Source organism: Microbacterium sp. HSID17254 (genome assembly GCF_003989315.1).
Classification (GTDB): Bacteria; Actinomycetota; Actinomycetes; order Actinomycetales; family Microbacteriaceae; genus Microbacterium.
Genome location: NZ_RBLT01000014.1, coordinates 59,311 through 83,949 on the forward strand (window position 1 = coordinate 59,311; position 24,639 = coordinate 83,949).

The 24,639-nt window shown below is 70.3% G+C and carries 22 protein-coding genes; 16 read left to right on the forward strand and 6 right to left on the reverse strand.

Features of this window, described 5'->3' with window-relative positions:
• Positions 1–7 precede the first annotated feature (7 nt).
• The 13 genes from D8M34_RS10475 (at position 8) to D8M34_RS10535 (ending at position 12,406) form a co-directional block, all read left to right on the forward strand.
• Complete coding sequence (locus tag D8M34_RS10475; protein WP_126893948.1) at positions 8–331, forward strand: class I SAM-dependent methyltransferase; 324 nt, start codon at positions 8–10, stop codon at positions 329–331.
• 45 nt (positions 332–376) lie between these two features.
• A complete protein-coding gene (locus tag D8M34_RS10480; protein ID WP_126893949.1) occupies positions 377–1,345 on the forward strand; it encodes a tripartite tricarboxylate transporter substrate binding protein in 969 nt (322 codons plus the stop codon).
• Positions 1,346–1,404: 59 nt separating this feature from the next.
• Positions 1,405–1,944, forward strand: coding sequence for a tripartite tricarboxylate transporter TctB family protein (locus D8M34_RS10485; protein ID WP_126893950.1), 540 nt, complete (start codon positions 1,405–1,407; stop codon positions 1,942–1,944).
• Positions 1,941–3,611, forward strand: a complete 1,671-nt coding sequence (locus tag D8M34_RS10490; protein WP_126893951.1) for a tripartite tricarboxylate transporter permease — start codon at positions 1,941–1,943, stop codon at positions 3,609–3,611. Before D8M34_RS10485 ends, D8M34_RS10490 begins: the two co-directional genes overlap by 4 nt.
• On the forward strand, positions 3,608–4,477 hold the full coding sequence (locus tag D8M34_RS10495) for a dihydrodipicolinate synthase family protein (protein ID WP_126893952.1): 870 nt from the start codon (positions 3,608–3,610) through the stop codon (positions 4,475–4,477). The genes D8M34_RS10490 and D8M34_RS10495 overlap by 4 nt, the downstream gene beginning before the upstream one ends.
• A 182-nt stretch (positions 4,478–4,659) precedes the next feature.
• A complete protein-coding gene (locus tag D8M34_RS10500) occupies positions 4,660–5,376 on the forward strand; it encodes a FadR/GntR family transcriptional regulator (RefSeq protein ID WP_067245866.1) in 717 nt (238 codons plus the stop codon).
• Positions 5,377–5,462: 86 nt separating this feature from the next.
• The gene (locus D8M34_RS10505) at positions 5,463–6,710 is read left to right on the forward strand and encodes an ABC transporter substrate-binding protein (RefSeq protein WP_126893953.1); all 1,248 of its coding nucleotides are present in this window, start codon (positions 5,463–5,465) and stop codon (positions 6,708–6,710) included.
• 8 nt (positions 6,711–6,718) lie between these two features.
• Positions 6,719–7,672 (forward strand): carbohydrate ABC transporter permease, encoded by a 954-nt coding sequence (locus tag D8M34_RS10510; RefSeq protein WP_085605087.1) that lies wholly within the window; start codon positions 6,719–6,721, stop codon positions 7,670–7,672.
• Positions 7,669–8,523, forward strand: coding sequence for a carbohydrate ABC transporter permease (locus D8M34_RS10515; RefSeq protein WP_025102649.1), 855 nt, complete (start codon positions 7,669–7,671; stop codon positions 8,521–8,523). The genes D8M34_RS10510 and D8M34_RS10515 overlap by 4 nt, the downstream gene beginning before the upstream one ends.
• Positions 8,524–8,562: 39 nt before the next feature.
• Positions 8,563–9,648 carry a mandelate racemase/muconate lactonizing enzyme family protein gene (locus tag D8M34_RS10520; RefSeq protein WP_025102648.1) on the forward strand — a complete coding sequence of 362 codons (1,086 nt, stop codon included), beginning with the start codon at positions 8,563–8,565 and terminating at the stop codon, positions 9,646–9,648.
• Between the two features lie 14 nt (positions 9,649–9,662).
• Positions 9,663–10,490 carry an SDR family oxidoreductase gene (locus D8M34_RS10525; RefSeq protein ID WP_126893954.1) on the forward strand — a complete coding sequence of 276 codons (828 nt, stop codon included), beginning with the start codon at positions 9,663–9,665 and terminating at the stop codon, positions 10,488–10,490.
• Entirely contained in the window at positions 10,484–11,395 is a 912-nt protein-coding gene (locus D8M34_RS10530) for a dihydrodipicolinate synthase family protein (RefSeq protein WP_126893955.1), read from the forward strand. Before D8M34_RS10525 ends, D8M34_RS10530 begins: the two co-directional genes overlap by 7 nt.
• A 27-nt stretch (positions 11,396–11,422) precedes the next feature.
• A complete protein-coding gene (locus D8M34_RS10535; RefSeq protein ID WP_126893956.1) occupies positions 11,423–12,406 on the forward strand; it encodes a LacI family DNA-binding transcriptional regulator in 984 nt (327 codons plus the stop codon).
• An 11-nt stretch (positions 12,407–12,417) separates the two neighbouring features.
• Here D8M34_RS10535 and D8M34_RS10540 read toward each other — a convergent pair whose 3' ends face one another.
• A complete protein-coding gene (locus D8M34_RS10540; protein WP_126893957.1) occupies positions 12,418–13,098 on the reverse strand; it encodes a DUF1640 domain-containing protein in 681 nt (226 codons plus the stop codon).
• 202 nt (positions 13,099–13,300) lie between these two features.
• On the opposite strand from D8M34_RS10540, the gene D8M34_RS10545 reads away from it, so the two are divergent.
• Both D8M34_RS10545 and D8M34_RS10550 read left to right on the forward strand, forming a co-directional pair.
• On the forward strand, positions 13,301–14,818 hold the full coding sequence (locus D8M34_RS10545) for an FGGY-family carbohydrate kinase (protein ID WP_126893958.1): 1,518 nt from the start codon (positions 13,301–13,303) through the stop codon (positions 14,816–14,818).
• Positions 14,815–16,449 carry a fucose isomerase gene (locus D8M34_RS10550; RefSeq protein WP_126893959.1) on the forward strand — a complete coding sequence of 545 codons (1,635 nt, stop codon included), beginning with the start codon at positions 14,815–14,817 and terminating at the stop codon, positions 16,447–16,449. Before D8M34_RS10545 ends, D8M34_RS10550 begins: the two co-directional genes overlap by 4 nt.
• Before the next feature lie 13 nt (positions 16,450–16,462).
• Here the strand turns inward: D8M34_RS10550 and D8M34_RS19775 are convergent, their stop codons facing one another.
• Positions 16,463–16,591 (reverse strand): hypothetical protein, encoded by a 129-nt coding sequence (locus D8M34_RS19775; protein ID WP_274543263.1) that lies wholly within the window; start codon positions 16,589–16,591, stop codon positions 16,463–16,465.
• 46 nt (positions 16,592–16,637) lie between these two features.
• Positions 16,638–18,527: a heavy metal translocating P-type ATPase gene (locus tag D8M34_RS10555; protein WP_126893960.1), complete on the reverse strand. Its 1,890-nt coding sequence runs from the start codon at positions 18,525–18,527 to the stop codon at positions 16,638–16,640.
• 136 nt (positions 18,528–18,663) lie between these two features.
• Here D8M34_RS10555 and D8M34_RS10560 point away from each other — a divergent pair, with 136 nt between their 5' ends.
• A complete protein-coding gene (locus tag D8M34_RS10560) occupies positions 18,664–19,596 on the forward strand; it encodes an endo-beta-N-acetylglucosaminidase H (RefSeq protein ID WP_126893961.1) in 933 nt (310 codons plus the stop codon).
• Position 19,597: 1 nt separating this feature from the next.
• On the opposite strand, the gene D8M34_RS10565 is transcribed toward D8M34_RS10560, so the two are convergent.
• Genes D8M34_RS10565 through D8M34_RS10575 form a run of 3 tightly spaced genes read right to left on the reverse strand, consistent with a single transcriptional unit; the run spans position 19,598 to position 24,614 of the window.
• Positions 19,598–22,801 (reverse strand): glycoside hydrolase domain-containing protein, encoded by a 3,204-nt coding sequence (locus tag D8M34_RS10565; protein WP_126893962.1) that lies wholly within the window; start codon positions 22,799–22,801, stop codon positions 19,598–19,600.
• Positions 22,798–23,730 carry a carbohydrate ABC transporter permease gene (locus tag D8M34_RS10570; protein WP_126893963.1) on the reverse strand — a complete coding sequence of 311 codons (933 nt, stop codon included), beginning with the start codon at positions 23,728–23,730 and terminating at the stop codon, positions 22,798–22,800. The genes D8M34_RS10565 and D8M34_RS10570 overlap by 4 nt, the downstream gene beginning before the upstream one ends.
• Entirely contained in the window at positions 23,727–24,614 is an 888-nt protein-coding gene (locus tag D8M34_RS10575) for a carbohydrate ABC transporter permease (protein WP_025102636.1), read from the reverse strand. The genes D8M34_RS10570 and D8M34_RS10575 overlap by 4 nt, the downstream gene beginning before the upstream one ends.
• Positions 24,615–24,639: the final 25 nt, after the last annotated feature.

The following is a 24,639-nucleotide window of genomic DNA, read 5'->3' on the forward strand; positions in this document are numbered from 1 at the left end:
ACCGACCATGGACCAGCGTGAGCTCGACGAGCGGATCCGCGACTACTACGAGGAGCAGTTCGACGAATCGGTGCGGTTGACGACCCGGTCGGCGCAGGGGCCGCTGGAGCACCAGCGCATCCAGGAGCTGATCGCGGAGCACCTCGCCGAGGGTCGCGTGATCGATGTCGGAGGCGGGGCGGGCGTCCATGTGCGCTCGCTCCTCGACCGCGGACATCGGGTCACCCTCGTCGACCCGGTGCGGGGTCATGTCCGGAGTGCGGCGGAGCGAGGTGTGGACGCCCGCGTGGGCGACGCGCCAGTGTTGACTGTTAACAGTCAACACTGGTAGCCTCGCGGTGTCGACAACACGGTCGACCCACGTAGAGGAGCAAAGATGCCCCGCATGCGCATCACTCGGGCGGCCGCTGCCTTCGCCGCCCTCGCCGCCACCGCTCTGGTGCTGTCGGCCTGCACGAAGGTCGACGAGAGCGAGGGGGCCGCCTCGACCTATCCCGAGGACGACATCCGGTTGATCATCCAGGCCAACCCCGGTGGCGGCTCCGACCTGTCGTCCCGCGCGCTCGCCACCGAGCTCGAGAAGATCCTCGGCGTCAGCGTGATCCCGGAGAACATGCCCGGCGCCGCGGGAGCGCTCGCGATGGAGTACGTCGGCTCGCAGGATCCGGACGGCTACGTCATCGGGTTCGCCCCGGTCGAGATCGCGATGCTCAACACGACCCAGAGCGCCGACGTGCTGCCCGACGACTTCGACCTGCTCGGACAGATCATGCTCGCCCCCGGCGTCATCACGGTGGGTGCCAACAGCGGCATCGAGACCCTCGACGACCTCGTCACCCAGGCGAAGTCCGGCGCGGTCACGGTCGCGAACTCCGGCGCCGGCTCGATCTGGGAGGCCGCCACCCTCGGTCTCGGCAAGGCCACGGACGCCGACTTCACCCCCGTCCCCTACGACGGTGGCGCCACGGCGGTCGCGGCCGCCGCGTCCGGTGAGACCGTCGCCGCCGTCTCCGGACTCGGCGAGGCCCTCGCGCAGGGCGAGGCCGTCCGCATCCTCGCGGTCATGAACGACGAGCGTCACCCGGACGCGGAGGACGTCGAGACGGTCGAGGAGGCCATCGGCGAAGAGGTCGTCTTCGGCGGCTGGGGCGGCATCTACGCACCGGCCGGCCTGCCCGACGACGTGCACGACGCCCTCGAGGCCGCCGTCAAGGAGGCCGTGGAGTCCGAGAGCTACCAGAAGTTCCAGGCGGACGCCGGCAACCTCGTGGTCTACCGCGACTCCACGGAGTGGACCGGGTTCGTCGACGACCAGTTCGCCCTGTTCCAGGATCTCCTGGGCTGAACACCTCCGGTGGGGTCGGCACGCGCCGACCCCGCCGCGTCCTCCGACGAAGGAGCACCATGACCAGCCCCGACACCGCGGCCGAGTCGGCCGCGCCGGGCGGCTACGAGGGGGCGACCGCCTCGCGACCCCTCGAGACCGCGTTCGCCGCCGTCGCCCTCGCGATCACCGCCGGCTATCTCTTCCTCGCCACGCAGATCCCGCTGCGCCGCGAGGCCGCCCCCGGACAGATCGACGCCCGCTTCTGGCCGCTCGTCATCGGCGTGACCGGCGTCGTGATCGCGATCGCCCTGCTCGCCGTCGCGATCACGCGACCGGCACCCACGCGGGAGGATCTCGAGCGCATCCAGCCGGGCGGCGTCCTCCGGGTGATCGCGACGATCGCGATCGCCGGTGCCTTCATCGCACTCTGGTCCCTCGGCTCGGTCATCCTCTTCGGCTACCGGATCGAGGTCTTCCCGATCGCCTGCGCCCTGCTCATGGCTGCACTGATGCTCCTCTACGGCCACCGCCGCTGGCTGAGCCTCGTCATCTACTCCGCCGCCGTCACGGCGTTCGTCTACGTCGTCTTCGGCATGCTCCTGAGGATCCCCCTGTGAACGCGCTCCTGGAGGGGCTGAACTCGCTCCTCGACATCTCGATCCTGCTGTACATGGCGGTCGGCCTCGTCCTCGGCTTCATGGTCGGCGCCTTCCCCGGCATCACCGCGACCATGGCCGTCGCGCTCGCGGCCGGCTTCACCATGACCCTCGAACCCGTGCAGGGCCTCGCGGTGCTGCTGACGATCTACGTCGCGGCGAACTTCGGCGACCGGGTGCCGTCCATCCTCATCAACACCCCGGGGACTCCCGCCTCCATCGCCACCACCCTCGACGGCTATCCGATGGCGAAACAGGGCAGGGCCGGTCTCGCGCTGACGATCTCCGCGATCGTGTCGGCCGTCGGCATCCTCGCCTCGCTCGTGCTCTTCTCCGTCGCCGCCGTGCCGATCGCCAGCTTCGCCCGGGACTACTTCAAGTCGCCCGAGCTGTTCGCGCTCGTCGTCTTCGGCATCGCGATCATGATCGGCATCTCGTCCAAGTCGATGCTCAAGGGCATCCTCGCGGGCCTCTTCGGACTCATGCTCGGCAGTGTCGGAACGTACGCCGCCACCGCCGACCAGCGCTTCACGTTCGGTGTGCTGGAGCTCGTCGAGGGCGTGAACTTCATCGCCGTCATCATCGGCCTCTTCGGCATCGCCGAACTCTTCGACCAGCTCCTCACGCACCGGAAGTCGCACGTCCGACCGATCTCGAGCCTCGGGCGGTGGTGGCCGAACCGCGCGGAGCTGAAGCAGAGCGGACGGGCCACCGCGGTCGGCGGCGCGGTCGGCCTCGGTGTCGGCCTCATCCCGGCGGCCGGCGGCGACATCGCCGGGCTCATCGGCTGGGAGCGGGCGCGCAAGGCGTCGAAGCACCCGGAGATGTTCGGCAAGGGGTCGATCGAGGGCGTCGCCGCGTCCGACACCGCCTCCAGCGCCACGCTCGGCGGCTCGCTGACCACCACGATGGCACTCGGCATCCCCGGGGACTCCGTGATGGCGGTGATGATCGGCTCGATGATCATCTGGGGCATCACCCCCGGGCCCACGCTGTTCACCAACCGCCCCGACCTCGTCGTCTCGATCGTCGGGATCATGCTCGTCGCGACCCTCCTGTCGCTCGCGCTGAGCCTCGTGCGGATGAAGGGCATGGTCAAGCTGCTCGACGTGCCGCAGCCGTATCTGTGGAGCGGCATCCTCATCTTCTGCATCATCGGCACGTACGCCACCTCGAACAGCCTGTCGACGGTCGTCACGATGCTCGTCTTCGGTGTGGTCGGCGTGCTGCTCAAGCGCATGCAGGTCCCGGCAGGACCCGTGGTGCTCGGTCTCCTGCTCGGTCCGCTCGCCGAGGAGAACCTCGCCCGCACGCTGGCGATCCTGCCGACGCGGCCGTTCTTCGAGGTCGTCAGCCCGATCGCCCTCGTCCTGCTCGCGCTCGCGGTGCTGTCGATCGTGATGCCCGCGATCCGCGCCGCCCGCACGCCCCGGGCAGAGCGGGCCTCGGTGGAGGACTCGATCCTCCACAGCGACAGCATCGTGCAGATCGAGAAGGCACACGACGAGCTCGCGGCGCAGCCCGACCTGCTCACCTCCACCGTCCGCAACGTCGACGCCGGTGCGCGCCGGGGACGCGCCGACCGCAAGAACCGCAAGAGCACGACCCCCGAGGAGACCGAGAAGTGACCCGCTACGACATCCTGACCGCCGTCCCGACCGCGTTCCATCGCGACGGGACCCTCGACCTCGACGGGTCGCGTGCGATCTTCCGGTTCGTGGCCGACTCGGGGAACGAGGGCGCCTTCGTCCTCGGCACCACGGGCGAGTTCCCCGCCGTGGACGCGGACGAGTTCCGGGCGCTCGTGGGTGCCGCGCTGGAGGAGCTGGCGGACCGGATGCGCGTCATCGTGCACGTCGGACAGCCGAGCACCTTCGAGGCCGTGCGCCTGATCGGCATCGCGAAGGAGCTGGGGGCCACGGAGTTCGCGGCCCTCACCCCCTACTACCTGCGTGCCACGGACGACGCGATCCTCGACTACTACCGCGCCGTCTCGGCAGCCGTGGGGGAGGGACGCCTCTACGTCTACATCTATCCCGCGCGCAGCGGGAACCCCGTCTCGCCGGAGCTGCTCGTGCGTATCGCCGCCCTGCCGAACGTGGTCGGGGCCAAGGTGAGCGAGCTCTCGCTCGACGACATCGCGGCGTACCGCGCGGTGGTGCCGGCCGACTTCGAGTTGTACACCGGCGCCGACCGTGACCTCATCGCAGCCGTCGAAGCGGGCGCGCAGGGCGTCGTCTCTGGTGTCTCCTCCGTGACGCCGAAGCCGTTCCGCGCCCTCGCCGACGCCGGACGCTCCGGCGATGCCGATGCCATCGCCGCGGCACAGGCCGCCGTGGACGATGTCGTCGCGCTCATCGGCGGCGACATGGCGCGCATGAAGGAGGCGTACCGCGTGCTCGACGTCGTGGACACGCACTGCCGCATGGCGATCGCCGAGCCCTCCGCCGACCAGCGGGCGGCCGTCGCGCAGGTGGTGGCCGCGCACCGCTGACGCGAATCCGGGACACGCACGGACGGGATGCCGCGGCCTTCGGGTCGCGGCATCTCTGCGTATCCGCTCGCTCACTTGTCCGACAAGTGAATGTGGGCGAGAGGGCACTTGACGACCAACGCAACGACTGTCTAGGCTCAGAACCGGGAATTCCGCCGACATCGCGAAGGAGCGAACGGAACATGTCAGACAAGATCGAGGTCACCGGGTCCGACTTGTCGGACGCGCTCGCCCGACGTCTGGCTCAGCATCTGCAGCGCTCCGGGCTGGAGATCGGCGACCCGCTGCCCACCGAGGCCGAGCTCGGCGCCGTGCTGGAGGTGGGACGGCAGCGTATCCGCGAGGCCCTCAGCGTCCTCGAGGCGTTCGGCATCGTGGTGTCCCGGCAAGGGGCGCGCCGGGTCTGGCGAGGATTCCGCGCCGCCGATCTCGCCACCCGCTGGATCGGCTTCGTCGACGACCCGGAGGCCGCCACCCGGGAACTCCTGGAAGTGCGTCACGCGCTGGAGACGTCTCTGCTCCCTCTGGTGATCCCGCGCCTGCAGCCGAGCGACCTGGCCCGTCTGCGGCTGCTCTCGGAGGAGATGGTGGAGCGCGCCCTGCGCAACGAGAGCTTCGCCGAGCTCGACCAGCAGTTCCACCGCGGGCTGCTCGCGCCGATGGGCAATGCGTTCGTGGATCAGTTCCTGCAGTCCTTCTGGGTCGTCTTCGCCGCCGCGCGACGCGAGGAGCCCGTCGAGGAGGATCCCGCCATCGCCGCGATGCACGGTCGCATCATCGATGCGATCGAGGCCGGCGACACCCGCCGGGCCGTCCATGAGCTGGACGCCCACTTCTACGGTGTCCGCAACCGCTATCCGGACATCGACTTCGGCACCACGGCCGCGCTGCCGGTCTGACCCTCCCCGCACCGGCGCGTTCTGTCGCACCCGTCTTGAAATCGATTTCGAACGACCCTCATCTGATCGACGAAGGAGTACGCATCATGAGATCCACCCGAATCCTCCCCGCCCTGGCCGCCCTCGGCGTCGTCGCCCTCGCCACCGGCTGTGCCGGCAGCGCCCCGTCAGGGGAGGGCGACGGCCCTGTCGAGATCACGTACTGGCTCTGGCAGGACGACGCGACCGACCCCACCTGGACAGAGCTCGCGGATGAGTTCAACGGCGCACAGGACGACGTGAAGGTCGTTCTGGAGACGATCCCGCTCGACCAGTACCAGAACCAGCTCGTGTCCTCCGCGATGAACGGCACCGGGCCGGATGCCGCCCGCAGCAAGGACTGGTGGCTCGGGCAGTTCGCGCCGCAGGGCGCCATCGCCGACCTCACCTCGTACGTCAACGGCTGGGACGCCTCGGACGACGTCGTCGACTCGCTCTGGGCGACGGGTCAGCTGCCCGGCGAGGACGCGGTGTACATGCTGCCCCACCAGTACACGACGCTCTACCTCTACTACCGCACGGACTACTTCGAGGAGCTCGGGCTCGAGGCTCCGCGCACCCAGCAGGACCTCCTGGACGCGGCGGCCGCCCTCACCGGTGACGGCAGGTACGGCATCGACGTCCGCGGCGGTGCGGGCGGACAGGACCAGTGGCTCGCGTGGATGTACGCCGGCGGGGCGTCGGTCGTCGACGACTCCGGCGAGGTCGTCCTGGACGACGCGAAGGGCGTCGCGGTGAACGAGGACTACCTCCGCATCGTCACCGACCTGCAGGCGGCGCCCCCCGGATCGATCACGGCCGCCTTCGCCGACGTCAAGACGAACTTCGTCGAGGGCCTCACCGGCATGATGATCCACCACCCGGGTTCCCTGAAGGAGCTGCAGGGGGTCTTCGGCGACAAGCTCGGCGTCGTCCCGATCCCGACGGCCGACGGCAAGCCCGGCGCGACGCTCGGCAGTATGAGCGGCAACGTCATCCTCGAGGGCTCCGACAAGAAGGACGCCGCCTGGGAGTGGATCTCCTGGCTGAGCGAGGAGGCGCAGATGGAGAAGATCTCCGCCTCGCCGCAGGGTCAGCTGCCGGTGCTCGAGTCGGTCATCGACACCGAGGCGTACTCGTCCGACCCGCAGCTCGCGGTCGCCGTCGACGCGATCCCCACCGCCAAGACGTGGCCTGCGCTGGAGGGGGTGGCCGAGCTCGCCGCGAAGGAGTGGAACCCGCTCATCCAGCAGGCGTTCCAGGGCGAGATCAGCAGCCAGGACGTGCTGACGAAGATGTCCGACGTGCTGCGCTGAGGATCGACATGGCAAGCTCCACCCTCACGGAAGCGGTCGTCACCGGCCGGCCGGCCCCGCGCCGGCCGGTGACCCGGCCCCGGCGACGCGCGCGCCGCGGCTCGGTCGCCCCCCTCGTCCTGCTCGCGCCGGCGATCGTGCTCGTCGCGGTCTTCGCCGGGTACCCGCTCGTCCGCTCGATCTGGTTCTCGTTCAACGACGTGAGCGTCTTCACCGGCGTGCTCGAGTTCGTCGGGTTCCAGAACTTCGCCAGCGTCATCGGTACCGCGGAGTTCGTCCCCACGCTGGGCCGCACGGCGTTCTGGACCTTCGGTGCCGTCGCGCTCCAGCTGATCGGCGGGCTGTCGCTCGCGCTCATGCTGAACAACCGCTTCCCCCTGCGGGGCGTGTACCGCGGGCTCATCATGATCCCGTGGGCGACCCCCAGCGTCCTGGTCGCGCTGATGTGGAAGTGGATCCTCGATCCCAACAACGGCGTCCTCAACCAGTGGCTGCTGAACGCGGGGATCATCGACGCACCGATCGAGTTCCTCTCGCAGAACAGCACCGCGCTGCCGACGCTCGTGATGATCGACGTCTGGCAGGGCATCCCGCTCTTCGCCATCATGATCCTCGCGGCACTGCAGAGCGTGTCCGGCGAGCTCAAGGAATCGGCGCAGATCGACGGGTGCGGCCCGGTCGGCGTGTTCCGCCACGTCGTGCTGCCCGCCATCCTCCCGACGATCCTCATCACGACGCTCCTGCGCCTGATCTGGACCTCGAACTACGTCGACCTCATCTTCATCCTCACCGGCGGCGGGCCGGGCACCTCCTCGACGACCCTGGCGCTGGAGTCCTATCTGACGACCTACAAGGCCAGCGACTTCGGCGCCGGCGCGGCGTACGCGGTCATCCAGGCCCTGTTCCTCGCCGTCTTCATCGCGCTCTACGTGCGCCTCACCCGGAAGGACACCACGCGATGAGCACGACAACCGCTCCCGTCCGCTTCGGCCGTCTCGCGGGACGGACCGGCTTCGCGATCGCCCTCCTCGGCGTGCTCGCGATGGTGCTCGGTCCCTACATCGTCATGTTGCTGACGTCGCTCACGCCCCGGGACGAGCTCGCCGGCGCCGGAGCGAACCTCATCCCCTCCGAGTTCACGACCGCGTCCTACGCCGAACTGCTGTCGACGACGCCGTTCCTGACCTATCTGCGGAACAGCCTCACCGTCGCCGCGATCGCCGTCCCGGTCACGCTCGTCGTCTCCACCGGCGCCGCGATCGCGATGTCGCGGTTCGACTTCCGCGGCCGCGGGGCCGTGATGATCGGGCTGCTGCTCGCGCAGATGTTCCCCGCCGTGCTGCTCGTGATCTCGCTGCAGGGGCAGCTGCGCGGGATGGGGCTGATGGACACGACGCTCGGTCTCGCGCTCGTGCACGCCGCGTTCGCCACGCCGTTCGCCACCTGGCTGCTCAAGGGGTTCGCGGACTCCATCCCCCGGGAGATCGAGGAGGCGGGCCAGATCGACGGGGCCTCGTCCGCACAGATCGTCCGCATCCTCCTGCTGCCCCTGCTGCGGCCCGGGATGGTGGCGGCGGGAACCTACGCGTTCATCCTCACCTGGAACGAGTTCCTCTACGCCCTCACCTTCACCTCGCAGACGGCGACGCGCACCCTGCCGGTCGGCCTGCACCTGTTCATCGGCGAGTACCAGATCCGGTGGGACCTCCTCACCGCGGGCGGCGTGCTCTCGGTGCTCCCCGTCGTCGTCGGCTTCCTCCTCGTGCAGAAGCGCCTCGTCGCCGGTCTCGCCGCCGGCGCCGTCAAGGGCTGAAGCGCCCGTCCCCTCCTCGTCGTCCCGGAAGGACCACGCATGAAAATCGAATCGATCGACCTCCAGCTCTCCCGCATCCCCCTCCCCAAGGGGCCCTGGGGAGACCAGATCCATCGGGTGACCCACATCGAGATCATCCTCGCCGACATCACCACCGATACCGGACTGGTCGGCACCGGGTTCAGCCACACCTCCGGTGTCGGCGGCCAGATGATGATGGCGGCGCTGCGCGAGCTCATCCCGACGCTCATCGGCCGCGAGGTCAATCCGCGGGCCGTCTGGCAGCACTCCTGGCAGCACCTGCGCGACAACGGCCCCGGCGGCACCACCACGCTTGCCCTCGCCGCGATCGATGTGGCGCTGTGGGACCTGCTGGGGCTGCACTACGAGCAGCCGCTCGCGAAGCTCCTCGGCCAGGTGCGCGATCGGGTCGCACTGTACGGCAGCGGCATCAACCTCAACCTGTCCGCCGAGGAGGTCGTCGAGCAGGTCAAGGAGTGGAAGGCCGACGGGTACGCCGCCGGGAAGGTCAAGGTCGGCAAGCCGGACCTCGAGGAGGACGTCTACCGGCTCACCAAGATCCGCGAGGCGGTCGGCGAGTATCCGCTCATGGTCGATGCGAACCAGGGATGGACGTACGGGGAGGCGGTCCGGGCGGTCACCCGGTTCCGCGACCTCAACCTCTACTGGGTGGAGGAGCCGCTGCGCGTGGACGACGTCGCCTCGCACGCGCGCCTCCGGGCCCGCTCGCCGATCCCGATCGGGCTGGGGGAGAACGTCTACACGCTCCAGCAGTTCAACCAGTACCTCCTCGCCGACGCGTGCGACTTCATCCAGGCCGACGTCGGTCGCGTGGGCGGCATCACGCCCTACATGGACATCGCCGCCCTGGGCCGGGCGTACAACGCCCCGATGACGCCGCACTTCGTGATGGAGCTCACGGCGAACGTGCTCTGCGCGGTGCCCAACGCCCTGTTCGGCGAGATGACGGACGGGGGCACGCTCAGCGACCTCGGCGTCATCGTGCCGCAGCGGCCGCAGAACGGGTTCTTCGTCCCGACCGGAGCGCCGGGGAACGGCCTGGAGTACGACCGTGAGAACCTCGCGCGGCACGCGGTGAGCTGAGGGAGGCGAACGACATGACGGACATCTTCGACCTCACCGACCGCATCATCCTGGTCACCGGCGGCCTCGGCCAGATCGGATCGGCCTTCGTCCGCGAGCTCCACGGACGCGGTGCCCGGGTGGCCGTGGCATCGCGCACCGTCGACGCCGCACGCCTGAAGGAGGTGTTCCCCGAGATCGCCGACAGCCCGCGCCTCCTCGGCGTCTCCGTGGACATCGTCTCGAAGGACAGCGTCGAGGCCGGCCTCGACGCGATCGTCGAGGCGTGGGGTGCGGCGCCGGACGGCGTGATCAACAACGCCGGTCTGGACACCCAGCCGAGCGCGCCCCCCGAGGTCTCCGGGCCCTTCGAGGACTTCCCCCTCGAGGTGTTCCGGGAGGTGGTCGACGTGAACCTCGTCGGCACCTTCCTCGTCACGCAGGCCGCCGGCGCCCGGATGCGCGCGGCCGGCACGCCGGGCTCGATCATCAACGTCGGCTCGATCTACGGGATGGTGTCGCCGGTGCAGGACATCTACGCCTACAAGGAGGAGCAGACCGGGGTGCCGTTCGTGAAGCCGGTGGCCTACTCGGCGGCGAAGTCGGGGCTGTACAACCTCACCCGGTACTGCGCGACGTACTGGGGCCGACAGGGCATCAGGGTCAACACCCTCACGCCCTCCGGCGTCGGTCGGGACACGCAGGACGCGGCGTTCCAGCAGAACTACACCGCGCGCATCCCGATCGGACGCATGGCGGAGGCGACCGACTTCAACGGGGCCGCGGTCTTCCTACTCTCGGATGCCTCGCGCTACATGACCGGAGCGAACCTCGTCGTGGACGGGGGGTGGACCGCATGGTGACCACCGCGGCGGACCTCGGGGTGCTGATGGCGGCGATCGCCACTCCCTACGACGCGGACGGGGCGGTGGACACCGGACTGCTCTCGACGCTCGTGGAGGACTACGTCTCCCGCGGCGTCGAGGGGATCTACTGCTGCGGGTCGTCGGGGGAGGGTCTCCTCCTGTCAGCGGATGAACGGACCGCGGTGGTGGAGACCGCCGTGCGCGCCGCCGAGGGGCGCATCCCCGTCGTCGCCCACGTCGGCGCGCTGTCGACGCGGGAGGCGATCGACCTCGGACGGCGGGCGCAGCGCGCCGGCGCCTCCGCCCTCTCGATGATCCCGCCGATCTACTACTCCTTCGGCATCGAGGCCGTCCTCGACCACTACCGTGCGGTGCTGGACGCCGTGGACCTCCCGCTGATCGTCTACAACATCCCGCAGTTCACGGGGACCGAGTTCACGCTGGAGACGGCCGGAGAACTCTTGGGCGATGATCGCGTGATCGGTCTCAAGCAGACCGCGCACAACATGTACGCCCTCGAGCGCATGAAGGCGGCGTTCCCCGACAAGGCCTACATCAATGGGTTCGACGAGGTGTTCGTGCCCGCGCTCGCCGCCGGTGCCCGCGGGACGATCGGCACGACCGTGGGGCTCCAGGTCGAGCTCTTCCAGGCGGCGCGGCGCCTCCTCGACGCCGGCGACCTGGTCGGAGCGCAGTGGGTGCAGAGCCGGATAAACCATGTCATCGCCGAGCTCGTCGCGATCGACGTCTTCCCCGCGGCGAAGTACCTCTCCGGTCGCAACGCGGGAGGTGCGGGAACACTGGGCGACTGCCGCCGTCCGTTCCGGCCGCTCTCGGATGCGGCTCGGACCCGGCTCGATGCTCTCGGAACGACTCTCGATCGATTCCTCGCGGAGGGCTGAGGCTGAAACCGGTTACAGTGGGTGCCCATGGCCACGATCTACGACGTCGCGCGGCGGGCCGGCGTCTCCCCGGCCACGGTCTCGAGGGTCTTCAACGGCACGAGCGTGTCGGAGGAGAAGGCGGCGGCGGTGCGGGCGGCGGCCGAGGAACTGCGCTTCACCCCGAACCGGACGGCGCGTACGCTGCGGACCCAGAGCTCCGAAGTCATCGCCCTGGTGATCCCGGACATCGAGAACCCGTACTTCACCGAGATGGCGCGCGGCGTGGAGGATGCGGCGTCCGAAGCGGGGTATTCCGTCGTGCTGTGCAACTCCGACGCCCAGGCCGAGAAGGAGGCGACGTACCTCCGGATCGCGATCGCCGAGAACATGTCGGGCGTCATCATCGCGACGGCGGACGAGCACTCGGATCTGGGGCCGGTGCGGGCGACGGGGCGGCCGGTCGTCGCGGTGGACCGTCGCACGGACGCCGACATCGACGGTGTGGTCATGGCCAACCGGGAGGCGGGCGCCGCAGCGACGCAGAGCCTGCTCGACGCCGGGTATCGGCGCATCGCGTACATCGGTGGCCCCGCGCACATCGACACCGCGGCGGAGCGTGCGGAAGGCTGGCGGGAAGCGCTCTCGGCGATGGATTCCGATCATGTCCTCTCCTCGCTCCAGCGCTTCGCCACGTTCCGCGTCGACGGCGGGCGCGCGGCCATGGAGGAGCTCCTCGCGCTGCCGGAGCCGCCGGACGCGGTTGTCGCCGGGAACAACCTCATCGGTGTCGGCGCGATCCAGGTCCTCACGGAGCGCGGACTCACCCCGCCGCAGCTCGGTGTCGCGGTGATCGGGTCGCTGCCCTTCACGACGCTGTCGCCGTCCGCCGTCACCGTCGTGAGGCTCCCCGCGCGCCTCATGGGTGTGACGGCGGCGCGGATGCTGCTGGATCGTATCAAGGGCGACGAGCAACCGGCCCGGACGATCGTCCTCTCCGGCGAGGTGCAGCGCGCGGCCGCGCGCGCCTGAACGGGGCGTCGCTACTGCGAGCGCCAGAATCGCGCCGCGAGGTTCGTCATCTCCTTGTCGAGATCGTCGACCTTCACCTCCAATCGATCGAGGCCGTGATCGAGGCCGTCGAGCCGCGCGGTCATCTCGCCACGGAGGCCGATCATCTCGCCACGCAGCCCGATCATCGCCCCGTGCAGCGCACCCATTGCCGCGCGCAGCCCGCCGACCTCGCGCATCATCACTGCGTGCAGCGCCGCCAACGCCCCGTGGAGTCCGCTGACCTCGTTCGTCATGTCGGTGCGGAGGCCCGCGGTCTCGGTGGTCGTGTCGATGCGGAGGGTGCCGATCTCGGTCGTCATCTCGGCACGGAGGCCGGAGATCTCGGTGGTCATCTCGGTGCGGAGGGCGCCGATCTCGGTGGTCATGTCGGTGCGGAGGGCGCCGATCTCACTGCGTAGTCGTGTGGTCTCGGTGGTCATGTCGGTGCGGAGGGTAGCGATCTCGGTGGTCATGTCGGTGCGGAGGCCGGAGATCGCCGTGGTCATCTCGGTGCGCAGGGTGCCGATCTCGCCGGTCATCTCCCCACGCAGTCCGCCGATCTCCGCGCGGAGCACGCGGCCGAACTGCGTCGTCATGAGGGTCATGCCGCCGAGCATCGTCGTCACGAAGATGCCGATCAGCGTCCATACCTGCGGGTCGTTCAAGGGCATGCCTCCAGTCTCGATCGGAGGGGTCAGGATGTCACGGTATTCCGGTGCTGAACCGGCGTTTCTCCGGCCGGAGGCGAAGATTGTGGAGACTCTCGACATCGGTCCTCGTGGTGCAGAAGCAGTCGGCTCCTTGCGCCTTGAAATCGATTTCGCGTAGCCTGGGTCCAGGCCTGCGCGGCCCGTCGGGATCGAAGGAGAGACCATGCGCTGCACCCTCGGGGTGGACATCGGCACGTCCAGCAGCAAGGGCGTCCTCGTGGACCCCGCCGGCACGATCCTCGCGACGGCGACCCGCGCGCACGACGTCTCCCGTCCGCAGTCCGGATGGGTCGAGATGGACGGCCGGATCTGGTGGGACGAGTTCGTCGAGCTGGCCACCGACCTTCTCGCCGCGGTCCCCGACGCGGAGGTCGTGGGCGTCGGCGTGAGCGGCATGGGCCCGTGCGTCCTGCTCACCGACGAGGACGACGAACCCGTGCGCCCCGCGATCCTCTACGGTGTGGACACCCGTTCCACGGTGCAGATCGAGCGCATGACGGCGGAGCTCGGCGTCGAGGAGATCACCCGCGTGGGCGGCTCGACGCTCACCTCGCAGGCCGGTGGGCCGAAGATCGCCTGGGTCGTCGAGGAAGAGCCGGAGTCCTGGCAGCGCGCGCGGCGGCTCTACATGCCCGCCTCCTGGCTGGCCCGCAAGCTCACCGGCGCCTACGTCCTCGACCACCAGTCGGCCAGCCAGGTCTCGCCGCTGTACGACATCGAGCGCGAGCAGTGGCACGACCCCTGGTGGCAGCGGTTCGCCGGGACGATCGAGCAGCCCCCGCTGCGCTGGGCCGGGGAGATCGCGGGCACCGTGACCGCCGCTGCAGCGGACCTGACCGGCCTGCCCGAGGGGACTCCGGTCATCACCGGCACGATCGACGCCTGGACCGAGGCGGTGAGCGTCGGCGCCCATGAGGTCGGCGACCTCATGCTGATGTACGGCACGACGATGTTCCTCGTCGCGACCGGGGAGCAGACGCTCCGCACGCCCTCGATGTGGACGACGGCCGGCGCCTTCGCGGGCACGCGCAACCTCGCCGGCGGGTTGTCCGCATCCGGAGCGCTCACCGCGTGGCTGAAGGACCTCTCCGGCGCCGACTACCCGGCGCTGCTCGCCGAGGCGGAGGAGTCGGGTTCCGGCGCGAACGGTCTGCTGATGCTGCCGTACTTCGCCGGTGAGCGCACCCCGATCCAGGATCCCGACGCCCGCGGCGTCATCGCCGGGCTCACCCTCCGGCACACCCGAGGAGACCTCTATCGCGCGGCCCTCGAGGCCACCGCGCTGGGCGTGCGCCACAACGTCGAGACCATGCGAGCCGCCGGCGCCGACATTCGCCGCATCGTGGCGGTCGGCGGCGGCACGCAGGGACGGCTGTGGCTGCAGATCGTCTCGGACATCACCGGGCTCGTGCAGGAGGTGCCGCAGACGACGATCGGCGCGAGCTACGGGGCCGCCTTCCTCGCGGCGACCGCCACGGCCGCCGACGGGGCCGCGCCCGCGATCACCGACTGGAACCCCATCGCCGACACCGTCCGCCCGGACGAGGCGCTGCGTCCTTTCGCGGACGCCCTCTTCGACCGCTACGTGCGCCTGTACGACGGCTCGAAGGACGTCGTCCATGAACTCGCCGCCGCCCAGCGCGACGGATCCCCCACCCCCTCGACCCCGGAGAACTCATGACCGCCTACACCCTGCCCACCCCGGCATCCCGTCCCACCGCCGCGCCGAAGACCGCGTACCTGATCGCCTCCGGCGACCTGCGCGAGTCGGCCAACACGGCCGGCTGGCCCACCCAGGTCGAGCTCGAGGCCGGGGTCACCGGCGTGCTGAACGACCTCGGCTGGGCGGTCGTCCGCGCCAATGAGGTCGACCCGGAGACCGGTCACGGCTTCATCTCCAGCCAGCGCATGGGTCTCGAGGTGTTCAAGGCCATCCCCGTCGACGCGCCGCTCATCGTCGCCGAGGCCGTCTGGCAGTACTCGCACCACGTGCTCGCGGGCCTCCGCACGCACGAGGGCCCGATCCTCACGGTGGCGAACTTCGCGGGCGACTGGCCCGGCCTCGTCGGCCTCCTCGGCCTCAACGCGGGCCTGACGAAGATGGACAAGCCGTACGCGACGATCTGGTCGGTCGACTTCACCGACGACTGGTTCCGCGACGGCATCCGGGAGTGGACGGAGACCGGCGCCATCACCCACGATGCCTCCCACGTGCGTCCGCTCCCCGCACTGCCGGACAGCCCGGAGAAGCAGCTCGGCGAGGCGCTCGCCGCGGAGCTGCGCGCCGAGAAGGCCATCATCGGCGTCTTCGATGAGGGCTGCATGGGCATGTACAACGCCATCTTCGACGACGAGCTCCTCAACCAGACCGGCATCTACAAGGAGCGCCTGTCGCAGTCGGCTCTCTACGCGGAGATGCTGAACGTCACTGAGGAGGAGGCCGACGCCGCCTACGACTGGCTGATCGAGCGCGGCATGACCTTCCGCTACGGCGAGGACGCCGCGACCGAGCTCACCCGCGAGCAGGTGCAGTGGCAGCTGAAGATGTACATCGCCGCCCTCCGCATCGCCGACGACTTCGGCCTCGACGCGGTCGGCATCCAGTACCAGCAGGGCTTGAAGGATCTCGTTCCGGCGTCGGACCTGGCGGAGGGCATCCTGAACTCCACCGAGCGCCCGCCGGTGACCTCGCGCGACGGCTCCCGCGTGCTGCACGAGGGGCGCGCGTTCCCGCATTTCAACGAGGCCGACGAGGGCGTCGCCGTCGATGCGCTCGTGACCGACCGCGTCTGGCGGGCGATGGGACTCGTCCCCGACAACACTCTCCACGACGTCCGTTGGGGCGAGGACTACGACGGGCAGTTCGTGTGGGTGTACGAGATCTCCGGCTCGGTGCCGGCCTCGCACCTCGGCGGCTGGCAGAACGCGGAGGGCTGGCGTCAGGGGCACGTGTTCTTCCCGGCGGGCGGCGCCACGATCAACGGCGTCTCGAAGCCCGGCGAGGTCGTGCTCTCCCGGGTGTTCATCGCCGAGGGCGTCCTGCAGGCGGACATCTTCCGGGCGTCGGTCGTCGAGCTGCCGGCGGAGGAGACGCAGCGCCGGAAGGACGCGACGAACCCGGAGTGGCCGATCGCCCATGTGGTGCTGCACGGCATCTCGCGCGACCAGTTCATGGCGCGCCACAAGGCGAACCACGCGCAGCTCGTCTACGCGCCCGACGCCGAGACCGCGGACAAGGCGCTGATCGCGAAGGCCGCGATGTTCGACGGCATGGGCATCAAGGTCAACCTCGTCGGCGACGTGGCGATCTGAGGCCGCGGGCCGGTCACTGCGAGCGCCAGAACCGCGTCGCGAGGTTCGTGAGCTCCCTGTCGAGATCGTCGACCTTCGTCTCGATGCGTCCGAGCCGGGCGTCGAGGCCGTCGATCCGTTCGGAGAGCCGATCAGTGTCCATACTTGCGGGTCGTCCACGGTCATGCCTCCAGTCTGAGTCCGGGGTCTCAGGCTGTCACGGTATTCCGCAGCGGCACGGCGGAGGGGCGGAGATCGCTCGGCGGGCCGCTCAGCGCGCGCAGGGCGTAGAGGATCGTCGCGAGGTCGACGAGCTCCTGGACCAGCGCGCCGACGACCGCGGGGATGGCGCCGGTCATCGCGACGACCATCAGCCCCACGCTCAGCCCGATCCCGATCCAGATCGCGGTGAGGGCGACGCGGAGGGTGTGCCGTCCGATCGCGACGGCGTCGACGACCTTGGCGAGCGAATCCACGAGGATGACGACGTCGGCGGCGTCCCCGGCGGCCGTCGCTCCCTTCGCGCCCATCGCGATGCCGATGTCGGCCGCTGCCAGCACCGGGGCGTCGTTCACACCGTCGCCGACCATCAGCACAGGCCGTGGTTGCATCTCGGCGGCCAGACGCACCTTCTCGGGCGGCAGGAGTTCGGCGTGGATCTCGTCGATCCCGACCTGCCGTCCGATCGACGCCGCGGTGGTCTCCACATCCCCGGTCAGCATCGCGAGCCGGTCGACCTCGTGCGTCCGCAGCCACGAGATCACGGCCGGCGCCTCCGGGCGGGCGGCATCGGCGAGGACCAGGACCCCCGCGAACCGTCCGTCCACGGCGACATAGGCGGCGGCCTGTCCCGGCGCGAGCTCCGCCCGTACGGTGTCCGGGGCGAGGGACGCCACATACGCCGGCTTGCCGACGACAACCGCGCGGCCGCCGATCGTCGCGGACACCCCGTTCGTCGCGGTCTCGCTCGCCTCCGTCGCCCCGTGCAGCGCCAGGCCTCGGGCGGCGGCGGCGCGGCGGATGCCGTCGGCGAGCACGTGCGAGGAGTACTGCTCGGCCGAGGCGGCGAGTCGCAGGATCTCATCCGCATCGAAGCCCTGTGCCGGACGCACGTCGACGAGCTCTGGCCTCCCCTGGGTGAGCGTCCCGGTCTTGTCGAACGCCGCGGAGCGCACGCGCGCGATCTGCTCGATCACCGCACCGCTCTTCATGATGACGCCCGACTTCGCCGCCCGGGAGAGTCCGCCGAGGAAGGCGACGGGAGCGGCGATCAGCAGCGGACAGGGCGTCGCCAGCACGAGGACTTCGGCGAACCGCGTGGCGTCGCCGGAGAGCGCCCAGGCCGTCCCCGCGAGCACGAGCGCGACGGCGGTGAACGGGACCGCGAACCGGTCGGCGAGGCGCACGATGGGCGCGTGGGAGGACTCGGCCTGGGCGACCAGGGCGACGATCTGCTGGTACTGGCTGTCGGCGCCGGTGCGGAGGGCGCGGAGGCGGATGGCCCGGCTGCCGTTGATCGCGCCAGACAGCACCTCGTCGCCCGCGCCGCGCGTCACGGGCAGGCTCTCGCCCGTGAGCGAGGATTCGTCGAACGACGCGCTGTCCGTGAGCAGTTCACCGTCCACGGGGATGATCTCCGCCGGGCGGACGAGAAGCACGGCGCCCACGGCCACATCGTCGACCGGCACCTCCCTCGCCGCGTCCGAGCCGGCGTCCTCGGGATGTGTCAGCACATGGGCGCTGCGCGGCGAGCGATCCAGCAGAGCGGAGAGGTCGCGCTTGGCCCGGCGGCCCGCGAAGTCCTCCAGCGCCTCGCCCCCGGAGAGCATGAGGACGATGATGAGCGCCGCGATGTACTCGCCCACCGCGAGTGTCGCCACCATGGCGACGACCGCGAGGATGTCGAGTCCGACGTGGCCGCGGAGCACGTCGCGGACCATGCCGATGAGCGTCCACACGACCACCGCAGCCACGAAGATCGTCGCGACCCATCGGCCGATGGTCTCCTCGCCTGCGGCGTGGAGCGCCCCGACCACGGCGAAGACCAGGACCGTGAGCGTGATGACCGGATACCGCCAGAGGAGTCGGAGGGCGCGCATGCGTCCAGCATCGTCGGAATCGGTGCGCACCGCCAGCATCCCCTTCCGACACCTGTGCTTAAGCGATATAGTCAGGCCGCGAGTCGCGACGTCGCGACCCGATCTCGACAACGACGCCGAAGGAGAAGATCCCGTCATGAGTTCCTCACCCGCACGATCGTCCCGCCTGAGAAGAGGTATCGCGGCGGCAGCGGCGTTCGCCGCCGCCGGAGCCGCCGCCCTCGCCGCCTCGACCGCGGCGGCCGCCGATGCCGCCGCTGCCGACCCGAAGCTCGCCGTCTACGTCGAGGTGAACTCGAACGATTTAGCGAACGTCGCGGACTACACGCTCGCCGAGTCGGGCCGTCCCGCGGTCGATCTGGCCATGATCTTCGCCGCGAACATCAACTACGACGGGGAGCAGGCGGTCCTCCACCTCAACGACCGGGTCACCGAGACGCTGCAGGATGCGCAGAACCAGATCCGTCCGCTGCAGGCCCAGGGCACCAAGGTGCTGCTGTCGGTGCTCGGAAACCACCAGGGGGCCGGCTTCGCGAACTTCACGTCGTACGCGGATGCGGACGCCTTCGCCGCGCAGCTCGCCGACACCGTGACCGCCTACGGCCTCGACGGCATCGACTTCGACGACGAGTGGAGCAACTACGGGGCGAACGGCACCCCGCAGCCGAACCCGCAGTCCTTCGGCTGGCTGGCCTCCGCGTTGCGCGACCGGCTCGGGCCGGACAAGCTCATCACGCTGTATGCGATCGGCCCGTCCTACACGACCACGGACTTCGGCCTCTTCGACGCCGGCAGCGTGCTCGATCACGCCTGGAACCCGTACTACCCGACCTACGACGCTCCCACCGTGCCGGGCCTGGACGACCGTGGTCGGCTCGGCGCCGCGGCCATCGACCTCGCGAACACGAGTGCCTCGACGGCCGCCGACTTCGCTCAGCGCACGGTGGCTGACGGGTACGGCGTCTATGTCGCGTACAACCTCACCGCGACGAACCAGTCGGCCTACCTCTCCGGCATCACCGAGGCGCTGAAGGGCGAGGCGACCGTCTACCGCGCAGCGGCGCGGTGAGTCAGTCCAGATCGAAGAGCTCGATCTGACGGAGCGTGACCTCGGCCTCCGCGCGGATGCGGACGGCCGAGGTCACGACCCGCGTCTCCACAGCGAACGGCGTCGTGCGATCGGGCGCCAGGTCTTCGAGGTGCGTCGTGGTGAGCGGGTGCCAGCGACCGTCGGCCTCCTCCACCTCCCCGCGCAGCACACCGGCCGCGACGGGCTCGCGGCTCGTGAGGGTGATGTCGGTGAGGCCGCGGGGTGAGGGGAATCGCCAGCCCACCCACGAGCCTTCCGGCAGCCGGACGCCCTCGTCACCCCGCGGGTCGCCATCGTCGAACAGGCGCCGCGCCTCGCGGACATCCGCGGAGGCGACGGCCTCTCCCTCTCCGCCCGTGAGGTCGCGGTGCCACGGCTCCGCGTCGAGCGCGTCCTCTCCGGTCTCCAACGCGCGCGCCGGGTCCGTGCCGAACACGAGCTCGAGCACCGCATCTCCCTGGAGTGCGTCGATCGGGAGGTCGGCGGTGGGCAGCGGGCGTCCGTCCAGGCGTGCCTCCTCCACCACGTGGGCTTCGGGGGAGCTCCGTCGCGAGCGGATGCGCAGCGACGAGCCGTCTCCGCGCGTGACGCGGATGTCGTCCGAGAGGGGCGATCCGATGCGCAGAGACCCCGCCGCGAGCTCCAGGGGATACAGGCCGAGCGCGGCCCAGAGCCACCAGGCGCTCATCTCTCCGTTGTCCTCGTCGCCGGGGAATCCCTGGCCGATGTGCGCACCGGCGAAGAGACGGCGCGCGAGGCCGTGCACGAGGCGCGCGCTGTGCCACGGCCGGTCGCTGAAGGCATACATGAAGGGGATGTGGTGGGCCGGTTGATTCGACAGGGCGCACATGCCCGACCGCTGGGCGCGGGCTTCGCGCTGCTCGTGGATGACCGTGCCGTACGCACCGCCGAAGCGCTCGTCGGCGGTTTCCGGCTCCGCGAAGAGGGCGTCGAGGTGCCGGCCGAGTCCGGTCCGCCCGCCGTGCAGCGCCGCGAGTCCCGGCCCGTCGTGCACCGTGCCGACCGACATGCCCCAGGCGTTCGTCTCGACGTTGTCGCCACCCCAGACCCGAGGATCGAAATCCGGCGCGAACGAGCCGTCCGCCGCGCGACCGCGGAAGAATCCGGACGCCGGGTCGAAGAGCACGCGCGCCGCGCGGGAGCGATTCGCGAAGTACCGCGCGAAGGCCCGATAGCGCGCGGCCTGGTCCGTCGCTGATGCCGCGAGCCGGGCGGCGAACCGCCCGAGGGCGGCGTCGCTCACGGCGTTCTCGATGCTCCAGCTCATCCCCTCCGGCACGTCGGACGGGATGAAGCCGAGGAAGCGCCCGCGGCCGATGCCCTTGCGACCCCGTCGCGGATCGGGTCCCGGCTCGCACGCGTGGCGCCACCCGCTCTCGAACGCCGTCTCCCGGTCGAAGGGAACGTCCCACCGCGCGGCGTCGGCGTAGATCTGGTCGCTGGAGGTGCCGACCATGCTGTCGACGTACCCGGGGGCGCTCCAGCGGGCCATCCAGCCGCCGCGGCGATACTGGGTGAGCTGCCCGTCCAGCAGGCGTCCGGCCAGCGCGGGGTCGAGGAGCGCGAGCGCGGGCCACTCGGTGCGGTACGTGTCCCAGTAGCCGTTGTTGACGACGAGCTCGCCCTCCGCGACCGGCGCCCCGGTGGTGGTCTCTCCGAAGGTGGTCAGGGGCGCGAACACGTCGGCGAACCGCCATTCCGGCGCGTCCGCGGTGCCTGCGTTCTCCGCCGCCGTGTTCGGATACAGGTGCATCCGGTGGAGTGCGGCGGCGATCCGGGCGCGCTGCTCCTCGTCGGCCAGGCCGCGGAACGGACGCTCGGCATCGGGGAGCGGGGGGATCGTCACGCGACCGAGCAGGCGGTTCCACGCAGCGGCGGCACGAGCGCGGAGCTCGTCGAAGGGGACGGCGGGAGGGGCCTCGAGGGTCAGGTTGTGCCGAGCCTGCGCGACGGAGAGGAACGAGACCCCGACCCGCACCTCGACAGCGCCCCCGGCGCGGACGAAGCCCGCGACCCGGGCGCGTCCGTCGTCGTCCAGGGCGCCGCAAGCGACGTCCGAGGCGCTGGGCACGGTGCCGGCGAAGTAGCAGCGCGGCGCGTTCCCCCAGTCCTCGGGCCCCTCGGGGATCCAGCCCTCGAAGCCGGCGTCGGTGAAGGTGAGTCGGCCGTCGTCCGTGAGCTGGTCGATCACGAACCCCACGGCGGCGTGCGGGTCGTCGCACCGCACGCGGAACGCGGCGGCATGCGAGGTCGCGGTCATCTCGACCTGCAGCCCGTCGCCGAGGTCCGCGGCGTACTCGTGCGGGCGGGCCCGCTCGCTCTCGGGGACGATCCAGCGACGCCGGGCCGCCCTGTCCGACGTCGGCGTCCCCCGGAACGGCATGAGCTGGAGCACCGAGCGGTCGCCGATCCACGGGCTGGGCTGGTGCGAGAACTGCAGGGCTTCGAGACGCCGCCCCGGGGGATCGTCATGCACGAACGGGCGATAGGGCCAGCGCGGATCCTCCGCGTCGGTCGCGGGCGTGACGAAGGTGAAGCCGTGCGGCACGGCGACCGCCGGGATCGTGTTCCCGCGGGAGAAGCGGGGGCCGGAGTGGGAGCCGCGCCGGGTGTCGACCCGCTCGACGGGCGGGAGATCGCCGGGGCCAGGGCGCTCCTCGACGCGGACCTGGACGAAGCCGCTGACCTCGGTGGACCCATCCGGCGCGGTCGCGAGATCGGCGGTACCGAAGACGAGCTCGACCGTGCCCGTGCCCCTCCCGACGGCGAGGGGCGCGAGGGCGACGCTGTCGGCGTTCCACTGCTCGGGCATGCTCCACCGGGCGGCGAACTGCCCCTCGGCCGTGAGCGGGAAGTCGTAGCGGTCGCGGACGGCGGCGATGTCGCTCAGCCGGCTGCCGTCGGCGCTCCGCACGTCGACGGCGACCGCGAGCGCGGCCCAGGGGGCGAGGGTCGCGGCGGGGCCGTCGGCGTAGAACGCCCAGTGCAGCACGGTGTCCGGGGTGAGGGCGATGCCGTCGAGGCCGGGGACATCGATCCGCTGCGCCCCGCGGGAGGGGTCGAACGTGTACGCGAAGACGACTCCGGGGAGCACTCCGGCGTGCGGGCGCGACGACGGAGGATCCGCGGGACCGGAGGCCGGGCGGAGCAGCGGCGCGTTCACCCCTTCAGCGCACCCTCCTGCACGCCCTTGAAGAAGAAGCGCTGCGTGAACGAGAACATGATCACGATGGGCACGAGCGCGATCATGGTGCCGGCGGCGATGAGTCGCGGATCGACCGAGAAGCTGCTGTTGAGGTAGGCCATGCCGACGGTCAGGGTGTACTTGGCCGGGTCGGAGAGCACGATGAGCGGCCAGAGGTAGTCGTCCCACGCGCCGATGAAGGCGAAGATCGCCACGACCGAGACCATGCCGCGGATGTTCGGCCACACGATGTGCCGGATGCGCTGCCACGTGGTCGCACCGTCGACGGTGGCCGCGTCCAGCACGTCCTTCGGGATCATGCGGCACGCGGTGGCGACGAGCAGCACGTTCATGGCGCTGATCGCTCCGGGGAGGAACACGCCCCACAGGGTGTCGGCGAGCCCGAGCGCGCGGATGGTGAGGAAGTTGCTGGTGACCGTGACCTCGCCGGGGAACAGCAGCGTGGACAGCAGGATGCCCATGACGATCCACTTCCCGCGGAAGCGCATGCAGCCCAGGGCGTAGCCGGCGAACGTGGCCAGGATCACGTTGCTGAGCACGGTGCCGAGCGAGACGAGCAGCGAGTGCCAGGCGTAGAGGTAGACGGGGACGATGTCGGCGACCCTCGTGTAGTTCTGCAGCGTCGGATCGCGGGGGATGAGCTCGGGCGGGAAGGAGTAGATGTTCTCCTGCGGTCCCTTGAACGAGGTGGAGAGCTGCCAGACGAAGGGGCCGATGACGAGGAACAGGACGAACAGCAGCAGCGCGTACCGGCCGATGAGTCCGCCGAGCGTGGGCTTGCTGAAGTCGCCGGAACCGCGGCGGCGGAAGATGCGCTCGCGGCCGGACCGCGGTGCCTCCTCCGCGGGCGGAGTGCTCTCCACCGGGGGCGTCGTCAGAGTCGTCATGCGGAGACCTTCGCCTTCTTCTCGCGGTTCATGAACGCGATCGCCGCGAGCGGCACGAGCGTGAGGAGGAACAGCGCCACGCTGATCGCGGACGCGTAGCCGATGTTGCCGTTCAGGCCCGAGCCCACCTGCCGGATGAGCATCACGAGCGACATGTCGTAGCCGCCGGGGCCGCCCGTGCTCTTGGAGAGCACGTCGAGCTCGGCGAACACGCGCATGGCGGACACCGCGATGAGGACGGCGATGAGGAGCATCGCCCCGCGCACCGACGGGATCGTGACGGAGAGGAAGCGGCGGAAGGAGCTCGCCCCGTCGAGCATCGCGGCCTCGTGCAGCTCCTTGCCCACGTTCCCCAGGGCGGCGAGGTACACCACCATGTAGTACCCGAGTCCCTTCCACACCGTCAGCAGGATCGCGCAGCCGAGCAGCAGCCAGCGGTCGACGAGGAAGGCCATCGGCTGATCGATGAGGCCGAGGAACTCCAGGGTCTGGTTGATGATGCCGCGGCTGTCGAACAGCCAGGTCCAGATGAGGGCGACCACGACGACCGAGGCGATGACGGGGAAGTAGAACGTGGTGCGGAAGAACGAGATGCCGGGGAGCTTCTTCTGCACGAGGAGGGCGAGGAGCAGCGGGAGGATCGTGAGCAGCGGCACGCACACGACCACGTAGATGAGGCAGGTGGTCAGCGCGTTCCAGAACATCTCGTCGCCGAACATGCGCTCGTAGTTCGCGCCGCCGACGAACTCCGGGGTCCGCAGGGGGCGGGCGTCCGTGAAGCTGAGCACGACGGTGTTCAGGAACGGCCAGAGCGCGAACACCAGCACCCAGATCACGGCGGGGGCGAGGAGCAGCCACGGGGTGAACCACTTGTGGGATCTCATCGTCGACCTCCGCTGCCGGGTGCCG